Below are 9,998 nucleotides of genomic sequence, written 5' to 3'. Positions count from 1 at the left end.
CACCAGGCCTGCCAGCGAATTGCCGCAAGCCTGATAAAGGTGAAGTGAAATAAAGACTGGAGCAAATCTGTTTCTATCATACAGGTTTGCTCTTGTTTTGTATAGGTACTCACTATCTACCGTTTACAGGCTTTGAACGAGTTAGCGGAACAATACCCCAATAATAAAGATGTTTTTATATTCATTGAAAATATTCTTGAATAATTGAAAATTAACTTTCAAAAGTGAAAGAAGGTGATTATATGGCAAGGCGAAACTTAAAACTTGATACCTCGGACAATATCAGAAAAGCCCTTGCTAAAGTGGCAAATATGGTTTACAAAGGTGAACTTGATACAAAGATTGCAAACAGCTTTATTCTTGCCTGTAACGCTATTTTAAGCAGCATACGCACGGATGAACAGGAAAAGAAGATTGCTGAATTAGAACGGATTATAAACGAAAATGAATAATCCAATTTCAGTGGAAAGGAGATTCGGAGCATGAGAAAACCAATACCCATTTCTGAAACACTGATTCTTCAAGAAGAAAAACGCCTTCGGGAACAGGCTGGAAATATTATCGCTGCTAAAGAAATCGGGATCAGTCAACAGAGCATTGATAAAATGATTGCTTGTTTCTCCATTTCAAAGGCATATTATGACGATCTGAAAAGGCGGTATGAAGAAAATGGAAAATGAAGAATTGGTTGAACAAATACAAGCCGGGATCAAGCCAACTGAAAATATGGAACAGCTTTATTTGCAGAACCGTTCTTTCATTTACCAGCAGGCAAAGAAATATGCCGCTTATGCTGATATGGATGATTTAATGCAGGAAGCCTATTTTGGACTACATGAAGCCGTGAAGCATTACAAGCCCGATAAAGAAACAAAGTTCCTTACTTATCTTCCCTTCCGGCTGCAAAAGGCGTTTCGCCGTTATATCGACAACAACGGGCATACCAAAAGAATTCCGGTTCATTTGGTTCAACGAATTTCAAAGTATAAGAAATATATTTCTGAACAGGCAAAGCAAGGTGTTGAACCGTCTGATTTTGAAATATGCCGGGATTTGGAATTGTCTGAACAGCAGCTTAAAGATTTACGGAAGGCAATGCGTGAAACGGAATGTATCAGCACAAGCGATTTTGTACCCGGTGCGGATAATATGACCGTGGAAGAATCCCTTGCCGATCCGCTGGATATGGAAGAACGGGTTGTTGATGATGTTGCAAAAGAACAAGCGGAAAGCCTGATTTGGAAGATTGTTGATGAACTGGAAGAACGGCAAGCAAAAGTGATTGTTGGGCGGTATAAAGAATCGGCTACTTTGGAAGAAGTCGGCAAGCGGTTGAATCTTTCACATCAGCGTATCAGGCAAATAGAAAAGAAAGCCCTATACATTCTACAAAGCAAGCGTGAAATCAGCGATATAGCCGAAATATACGGTTATATGAACGCTTACCGGGGAACAGGGTATCAGGCTTTCAAGAATGGCGGTTCTTCCGTTGAAAACGCAGCTATCAAGCATATAGAAGGAGAAGCAAGAATCAAGGCAATGCAGCAGAGAATCAAGCAACAGAAAACAGAAATTCTAACTGCTTTGAATATGGATGAACTATTTTCAAAGGTTCTAAACCTTGCTTCACAGTAAAGAAAGGGGAGTTGAAATGTATAAGCATCAGGAACAGTTTTTGAAGGTTACGCAGGAATACAACAGGCAGATCAGTTTGCTTTTGGGTATGGCTGAAAAAGCTAACCGAAAGCAAATTGAACAGTTTACGCCAATTTTGCAGAAATTGAAAAGTTCACTTCAAAAAATGACAAATCAGCAGGAGCGATTCAAACAGTGTGTTCATAATCCGGGGAAGTATAAAGCCCTCTTGCAGCCTTATATTTCTTTGCTGGATGAAACAAAGGCAGAGATTGAAAAGGTAGGTGAAAAGACTTGAATCCCAATATTGAAGTTATTACGCCGGAATTGTGGGCGGTAAACAGTGGCTACATAAAAGCCGGATGGATTCGGGAATTATCGCCTGTTCCGGGGCTGGAAAGCGTAAACAAATATGCTTCCCTGACAAATGACGGTATTATGATCCTGAAAAAAGAATCAGAGTTTTACCCGATATTGAAACAGCTTGTACCTAAAATTATGCTGCATACGGATGAAGAATTGCAGCTTTGCCACAAGTTGAATCATAAGGCGGTGCTTGATGATTATGAAAAACTATATTTCAATGTTATGGAATGGGAAATTGAAAGGCGGCGTGTTCGGGCGGATTATCTGAACCGCTTCCCCCGCCTAACATTGAAAAGCAGGATTAAAAAATTGTTACAGAAGGTAGGTGAAAAAATTGGCTACTATCAGAACAGCGATTGAATTAACTGATAACTTCACAAGCGTTTTGTATCAGGTTATCAATTCCGTAAATTTGGGGCTTTCCGCTATGGAAGATTTGCACCAAACAATGAACAGCCCCGTTGACATAGCTTCCATTGAAGCGGCACGGGATTCAATCAATCAGGCTACTATTGCAGTTCAACAGTTGGATGCAGCTATGCAAGGGATTGAAACCCCTGAAACACAAACACCTACCGCCCCGCAGAGTTCAGCCCCGGTTGTGCTTCCCGTGCAGCCGGATGTGCCTGATCCTTTGGTGGAGCAGCCGCCCCCTGTTGATGTGCCGATTGAACCGGAACAGCCCGAACCCGTGGAAGTTCCGGTTCATTGGCAATCTGACAGCTTGGAAGTTTTCACAAATTCCGGGGTGGAACGGTTTGAACAGGAAGTTCAAAGTGCAAACAATATGTTGAACACTTTGAACCAAACACAGGAACGGATTGTGCAGACAGCGGCGGATATGGATTTCTTGCCGCCCGGTGGCTTTACAGATTTATCCAATATGCAAAGCCGCTTGCAAGCGATTCAGCAGCGTATTCAGACAATCGAAAGCAACCCCCTGAATATGGGTACAGATACCGCAAATGCGGAATTGGAACAGTTGCGGGGGCAGTTAGATCAGGCAGTTCAAGAACAGCAGAATTTGAACCGTGCTGTTGATAACATGGATGTTCAGGCGGCAAATGAAGCCTATTTGCGGTTGTCGCAGACAATAGGCAATACTGAAAGATATATCCGTGATAATGTTGACGAACAAGGGCGGTTCAACCGTGAAATTGAAGAAGGCACGAATGAAGCCAATGAACTAATGCAGACAATCAAGGGTGCAGTTGCGGCATACGCTACAATTCAAACCCTTTCAGCGGCGTTGAACTTATCGGATCAGCTTACTTCTACAACCGCCCGCTTGAATTTGATGAATGACGGGCTGCAAACCACACAGGACTTGCAGAACATGATTTATCTTTCAGCGGAACGGTCAAGGGGCAGCTATCAGGCAACCGCTGATGCCGTTTCCAAACTTGGACTTATGGCGGGTGATGCGTTCAGCAGTTCGGAAGAAATCATTGCCTTCATGGAACAGGTGAACAAACAGTTTACCATTGCCGGAACGGAAGCGGCGGGCATTGATGCCGCTATGTTGCAGCTTACACAAGCAATGGGTTCAGGCGTTCTTCGTGGCGAGGAATACAACAGCATTTTGGAGCAAGCCCCGAATATCATTCAGGCGATTGCTGATTATATGGAAGTTCCAAAGGGGCAATTAAAGGATATGGCAGCGGAAGGGCAAATTACCGCTGACATTGTAAAGGCGGCTATGTTTGCGGCGGCTGATGATACCAATGCAAAGTTTGAACAGATGCCGAAAACCTTTTCGCAAATTTGGACTTCTTTTCAGAATACCGCTTTGATGGCATTTCAGCCCGTTCTTCAAAGAATGAATGAAATTGCCAATAGTGAAGCGTTTCAGGGCTTTGTGAACAATGCGATTGAAGCCCTATCAATGGTGGCGGGAATTGTTCTTGAAATCTTTGACCTTATCGCAGCGGTAGGCGGATTTGTTGCTGAAAACTGGTCGATTATTGAACCTATCATTATGGGGATTGTTACGGCTTTAGGGTTGTATTACGGGGCAATGCTTCTATACAACACTATTACTGGAATTTCAACGGCAATCACAGCAGTAAAGGCTTTTATGGAAAAAGTTCATGCGGCTTCACTTGCAATGGAGGCAGGGGCAACTTTCGCAGCTACAGCGGCACAATACGGGTTTAATGCGGCGTTATATGCTTGCCCTATCGTGTGGATCATTATTCTTATAATCGCCCTGATAGCCCTATTCTATGCGGCGGTGGCGGCGGTGAATAAATTTGCCGGAACTTCCGTTTCCGCAACGGGTATTATTTGCGGGGCGTTCATGGTTGCCCTTGCCTTTATCGGCAATATCTTTGTTGCCCTTTGGAATTTGGTTGTGGATGTATTCGTGCTTATCTATAACCTTGTGGCAACCGTGGCAAACTTTATCGGCAATGTGTTCACCGATCCTATCGGTGCAGTTTGCCGCTTGTTCTTTGATTTGGCTGATACCGTGCTTGGAATTCTTCAAGCGTTGGCTTCGGCTATTGATGCAATTTTCGGTTCAAACCTTGCGGGAAGTGTTCAGGGTTGGCGTGATTCTCTTGGCGGTTGGGTTGATGAAACCTTCGGCAAGGGTGATGAAGTAATGGCGAAAATGAACGCTGATGATCTGAAACTTGGGCGGTTTGAATACGGGGCAGCTTGGGATGCCGGGTATTCCTTCGGTGAAGGAATTGATGAAAGCATTGCGAATTTCGATCCTTCCAGCCTGTTTGATACCAATGTACCGGGTGCGGGCGATTACGCCGATTTGAGCAATTACGGGGCGGGACTTGCCGGGGATGTTGGTGATATAGCGGGCAACACCGGGGCAATCAAGGATTCAATGGATATTACAGAAGAAGATTTGAAATATCTTCGTGACATTGCCGAACAGGAAGCAATAAACAGATTTACAACCGCTGAAATCAATATAGAAGCACCAATAACCAACCAAATTTCTAAAGATGTTGATTTGGATGGAGTAGTTGACGGGCTGACGGGTGCAGTAAATGAAGCGGTTGACATTATAGCGGAAGGCGTACACATTTAGCCCATGATCCCCCGGTGAAATATCCGGGGGATTTTCTTTACTTGACTATTCGTTACCAATAGTATATAATAAATTCAAAGTAATTGAACACATTTCAAAGGAGGTGTAAGTATGGAAACACGAAAGGCAAATATGATTTTTGGGAAGGCTGGCGGCAATGCAAGCAGAAATGCCTATACTTGTAAAGTATCTGTTCCCAAAACATGGGTTGACCGAATGGGGCTAACCCATGAACAGCGGGAAATAAAACTTGCTTTTGACGGTGATAGGATCACGATTGACAGACCGGAACACAGCCCGGTAAAACATACCCCATTAGCAAGCAATCAGAAAATCCGGCGTTTTGCCTTGCTTTGGATGCAGATGTATAAAAACCACGCTTCCACACCCGACTTCTATTTTGAAGATGTTTCCTTTGTTGGCGAAGGGCTTGCAGATTTAGGCTTTGAAATGGATTGTGGGGAATCCTTCAAGGCAGCTTTCCCAAACTGTAATTTAGGCGATTGCGAAGCGTGGAAGCGGATTGTGAATCAGATTGACAGTGTGCCGCTTTTGGGTGATGCCATTTTTTCACAATGGCGGTATTGGAATCATTGGAGTAATGCACCAATGGAAGAAGCTGATTTTGAATGGTTTGTGCTTGCCTTTTCCCGGCTGGCTGAACTGGCGGCATGATGTTTTGAAAATTAACTTTCAATCCGTTTTCCCCTTTCATATTGCAAGCCCCTAACCAAAGCATCAAAGCCTTTCTGTTTCCGCTTATATAGCCGTTATATGAACCTCTGATATAATATTCCTTGCCGTTTGTGCGGCAAAATCTTATATTTCAGGAGGTTCAGAAGATGAACAGAAGCAGAAGAACAGTATTTTTCAGGATCATGGCAACAATTATGTGTGCCGTTTGCGTGGTGGTTATGTGTTCCGGCTATCAGGCAAGAGCAGAAACAACCGCTGATTTTCCCGTGGTAAGTAGCCGATCACAGTTTTTACAAGCGTTCGTAGAAGCGAATGATGGTGATACAATCGGGATTTCTGATATGATTGCCTTTTATGGTGACAGCGCAGAACTTGGATCAGAGGACAAACGGATCACTATTGTTCGGATGAATGAAGAAGCACACCTTTCATTTACTGGAACAGGTTCATTCTTAATTCAAAACATAGTATTTGATGGTAATGGGATAGAATCTACGTATTCCATGATTTATTCACAGCGGGATTTAGTTGTAAAAAATTCTGTTTTTCATAATTGCGTTTGTAACGGTGAAGGTGCAGCGGTTTCCAATATGGGGCGTACAGAATTTTATAGTTGTGCTTTTGAGGATAATTCATCAATCAATAGGGGCGGTCATGTAAGTATGCGTGATGGGATTTTCGATAATTGCACGCTTACAGGTGGAAATGCAAACTATGAGGGCGGCGCAGTAGCTTGTGGTGCAGTTGATTTTAATGATTGTTTGATAACAAGAAACCATGCGGGAATGTATGGCGGGGGAATATATACTTCCGGTATCACTGTTTTAACAGGTACAAAGTTATATAACAACACAGCGGGGGCTTGTGGTCCTGATTATGTAGATACCCAAAATGGCGTACATATTTCAGAATCAATAGAAGAACTTGCAGCTTTATATAAAAGTGATGGGTTAAAACCGATAAGCTGGGAAAAAACACAAGTTGGATTTATGAATGGCGGTAAGCTGATTTTGGAAGAATTTGTTGAACAGCCCGAACAACCGGAACAGCCTACTAACCCGGATGAAACAGAAAAGCCCACAGAGCCGGAAAATCCTGACAATCCCGATACCCCTACCGAACCGGAAAACCCCGAAAACCCGGATCAGCCGGACCCCCCCACAGAGCCGGGGGAGAATGAACCGCCCAAAGATGAATCGGGAACAGGAACGGACAAGCCCGCAGAAGATGAAAATAAACCTTCCGAACCTGAAACACCCCCGGATGATACCCCAAATAAAGGGGATGAACAGCCGCCCGCCGATAACCCGGAAGAAAAACCCGGTGTAAGCGGTTCAGGGAACGCCCCGGAATCCCCTTCTGATTCAACGGGGAATAATGGCGGCAATAATACCAGCAATTCAACAAGCACCACCACAACCAGCGACAACAGAACAACGGATAATTCCGACAATTCCCGGTATTCCAGCACCAGCGATTCTAACAATACATCCACGGTGAATAATTACTATCAGCAGGAAAAGCAGCCTTCCAGCAGCGGGGAATCGGTTCAAACAATCGTTGTTCCTGTTGGCAACACTGGAAACGGCGAACCGCTGCAACAAACAATCAGAGTTGAAAGCCCGGAAGGAACAACGGCAACGGGAAGTTTGGAAGGCTTGACCTTGAATATCAATGTGAACACAGCTTCACAGGATCAGGCGGCAAATACTTCCCTTGTTCAGCAAAGCGGAATTTCTTGGTATCAAGCAATCGTTTTATGCTTTTTGTCTGCTATTTTGATTTGCTTGCTGAAACGGCATTGATATAGGCTTTATATGGGGCTTTCCCCCGTAGCCTATAACTTCATAGGTTGCGGGGGAAACTTTTTATATAGGGCTTATATGAGGGGCGTAGGGGGCAAGGGAAACCATGCTTCAACCTTTGCTTTTTGATTATATGAACGGGCGAAAGGTGGTGTTGCAAATTTGTTGCAAATACCCCTGAAAAAACGCAAAGTTTCACAGAGCATTATATATTGAACCCGCATAAAATCAGGACTTTTCACGCCTTGCATAGCATTGAATTTTGAACTATTTTGTGGTACAATATGCACATACTCGCGGCAGAAAGCGGCCGAATGGCCATCCATACCATGTGCGGGCTGTGCACATGGTACAATATGCACATACTCGCGGCAGAAAACGGCCGAATGGCCATCCATACCATGTGCGGGCTGTGCACATGGTACAATATGCACATACTCGCGGCAGAAAGCGGCCGAATGGCCATCCATACCATGTGCGGGCTGTGCACATGGTACAATATGCACATACTCGCGGCAGAAAGCGGCCGAATGGCCATCCATACCATGTGCGGGCTGTGCACATGATACAATGTTGACACGGAAGTCATTGTGGCAATTCCTGATTTTCGTCAATGATGACAGCTATATCGACCAGTCAGGCATACTTGCAGAGCAGTTTTCTAGTGAGAGGCAGTAAAATCCGGGAGAGGGTTTGATTCTTAGCGATGTGGAATTGTTAAAGGAATATATGAAAAGCGACAGTTTCCTTGATGCGGTAAGCGTTATCAGGGTGAGTCGGAAACAATAGAAAGCAAGGAAGGGTGAAAGCAGGGCATATGGGAATTTATCTGAATCCAGGCAACAGAGGGTTTTGGGAATCGATTCGCTCTGAAATTTATGTGGATAAGACAGGATTGATTGCGTGTACCAATGGGTTGCTGGGTACAAGAGAAAAATATATCTGTGTCAGCAGGCCCAGGCGTTTTGGAAAGTCTATGGCACTTGAGATGCTGGCAGCCTACTATGGCAGAGATTGCGATTCCAGAGAGTTGTTCGCGGGACTTAAGATAGCAGAGCAGGAATCTTTTCCAAAGTATCTGAATCGTTATGATGTCATTTATCTCAATATGCAGCAGTTTCTGATTGAGGCGGCTTCCGGGAAAGCGACAGAATACCTGGAACAGGAAGTGCTGGAGGAACTGTCTGAGGAGTATGGGGAAATTCTGCAAGGGCGGGATATGGGGCTTGCCGCTGCACTTCGGAAAATTTATGCGAAGGCGGACAAGCAGTTCATATTCCTGATAGACGAGTGGGACTGTATCATGCGGGAGCGGCAGGAGTCAGAGGCGCTGCAGAGGCAGTACTTAGACTTCTTGCGAAATCTTTTGAAAGACCAGCAGTATGTCGCCCTTGTCTATATGACAGGCATTCTGCCCGTAAAAAAGTATGGGCTGCATTCGGCTCTGAACATGTTCCGGGAATACTCCATGACAAACCAGCGGAATTTCGAGGAATATACCGGCTTTACGGAAGAGGAAGTGAAAGCGCTGTGCGAGCGTTTCGGCATGGATTTTACGGAAGCCAGCAGCTGGTATGACGGATATAAGTTCAAAAAATTCCGGCATGTATACAATCCCAAGTCTGTGGTGGAGGCAATGAGCTGCGGGGAGTTTTCAAATTACTGGACGGCAACGGAAACCTATGAAGCCCTGAAAATCTATATAGATATGGATTTCGACGGGCTCCGTGCAGATATCGTGCAGATGCTTGGAGGCGGATGCGTCCGAATCAACACGCGGAGCTTCCAGAACGACATGCGGAATCTCAGGACGAAGGATAATGTGCTCACGCTACTGATTCACCTGGGGTATCTGGCTTATGATTCCGAGAGTGGTGAGGCGTTTATCCCTAATAAGGAGATTGTGGGAGAGTTCGAGAATGCCATGAGCGTCAGCGGCTGGCCGGAGATAATGCGGATTCTGAAGGCATCGGATAAGCTGTTGAAGGATACATTGGATGGTGATGCGGACAGTGTGGCCAGGGGGCTTGACCAGGCGCACACGGAGGCGGCCTCCATTTTGACTTATAATGATGAAAATTCCCTTGCCTGTGCCATAGGGCTTGCGTATTACAGTGCCAGAAAGGATTACAGGCTCATAAGGGAGATGCCGTCAGGCAAAGGCTTTGCGGATGTAGTATTTCTGCCATTGCCTTCTGCAAAGAAGCCGGCCCTTGTCGTAGAGCTGAAATATGACAGGACAGGCAATGCTGCTATACAGCAGATTAAGGACAGGCATTACACCCAGGCACTGGAAGGGTATACGGGGGAGATATTGGCTGTGGGGATCAATTATGACAGAGATGATGCCAATAAACATCATAGCTGTGTGATAGAAAGAGTGGTAATATAATTTCCAGAAATGACGTATAGTAAATGTCAATTCTTTTAGTACTTAAACAGCT

Annotated in this window: 9 protein-coding genes; all 9 read left to right on the top strand. The window is 44.8% G+C overall.

The genetic code is table 11. The annotated features are described in order from the left end of the window. The first annotated feature begins 242 nt into the window (after nt 1–242). The 9 genes from NSB25_RS11895 (at nt 243) to NSB25_RS11855 (ending at nt 9,946) form a co-directional block, all read left to right on the top strand. A complete protein-coding gene (locus NSB25_RS11895) occupies nt 243–452 on the top strand; it encodes a hypothetical protein (RefSeq protein WP_103239862.1) in 210 nt (69 codons plus the stop codon). 30 nt (nt 453–482) lie between these two features. Continuing rightward, nucleotides 483–680 carry a hypothetical protein gene (locus tag NSB25_RS11890; RefSeq protein WP_103239861.1) on the top strand — a complete coding sequence of 66 codons (198 nt, stop codon included), beginning with the start codon at nt 483–485 and terminating at the stop codon, nt 678–680. Then, nucleotides 670–1,635 carry a sigma-70 family RNA polymerase sigma factor gene (locus NSB25_RS11885; protein ID WP_172455102.1) on the top strand — a complete coding sequence of 322 codons (966 nt, stop codon included), beginning with the start codon at nt 670–672 and terminating at the stop codon, nt 1,633–1,635. Before NSB25_RS11890 ends, NSB25_RS11885 begins: the two co-directional genes overlap by 11 nt. A gap of 16 nt (nt 1,636–1,651) precedes the next feature. Beyond that, nucleotides 1,652–1,933 carry a hypothetical protein gene (locus NSB25_RS11880; RefSeq protein WP_103239859.1) on the top strand — a complete coding sequence of 94 codons (282 nt, stop codon included), beginning with the start codon at nt 1,652–1,654 and terminating at the stop codon, nt 1,931–1,933. Continuing rightward, complete coding sequence (locus NSB25_RS11875) at nt 1,930–2,361, top strand: hypothetical protein (RefSeq protein ID WP_103239858.1); 432 nt, start codon at nt 1,930–1,932, stop codon at nt 2,359–2,361. The genes NSB25_RS11880 and NSB25_RS11875 overlap by 4 nt, the downstream gene beginning before the upstream one ends. Continuing rightward, on the top strand, nt 2,336–5,053 hold the full coding sequence (locus tag NSB25_RS11870) for a tape measure protein (protein WP_103239857.1): 2,718 nt from the start codon (nt 2,336–2,338) through the stop codon (nt 5,051–5,053). Before NSB25_RS11875 ends, NSB25_RS11870 begins: the two co-directional genes overlap by 26 nt. 132 nt (nt 5,054–5,185) lie before the next feature. Further along, a complete protein-coding gene (locus tag NSB25_RS11865) occupies nt 5,186–5,728 on the top strand; it encodes a hypothetical protein (protein ID WP_146040042.1) in 543 nt (180 codons plus the stop codon). Nucleotides 5,729–5,895: 167 nt separating this feature from the next. After that, on the top strand, nt 5,896–7,554 hold the full coding sequence (locus NSB25_RS11860; protein ID WP_103239855.1) for a hypothetical protein: 1,659 nt from the start codon (nt 5,896–5,898) through the stop codon (nt 7,552–7,554). A gap of 817 nt (nt 7,555–8,371) precedes the next feature. Further along, the gene (locus NSB25_RS11855; protein WP_103239853.1) at nt 8,372–9,946 is read left to right on the top strand and encodes an AAA family ATPase; all 1,575 of its coding nucleotides are present in this window, start codon (nt 8,372–8,374) and stop codon (nt 9,944–9,946) included. The last annotated feature ends 52 nt before the right edge of the window (nt 9,947–9,998 follow it).

The organism is Acetatifactor muris (assembly GCF_024623325.1).
Classification (GTDB): domain Bacteria; phylum Bacillota; class Clostridia; order Lachnospirales; family Lachnospiraceae; genus Acetatifactor; species Acetatifactor muris.
The sequence above is the reverse complement of the archived record's forward strand: the minus strand, read 5'-3'. Positions and strand labels throughout refer to the sequence as shown.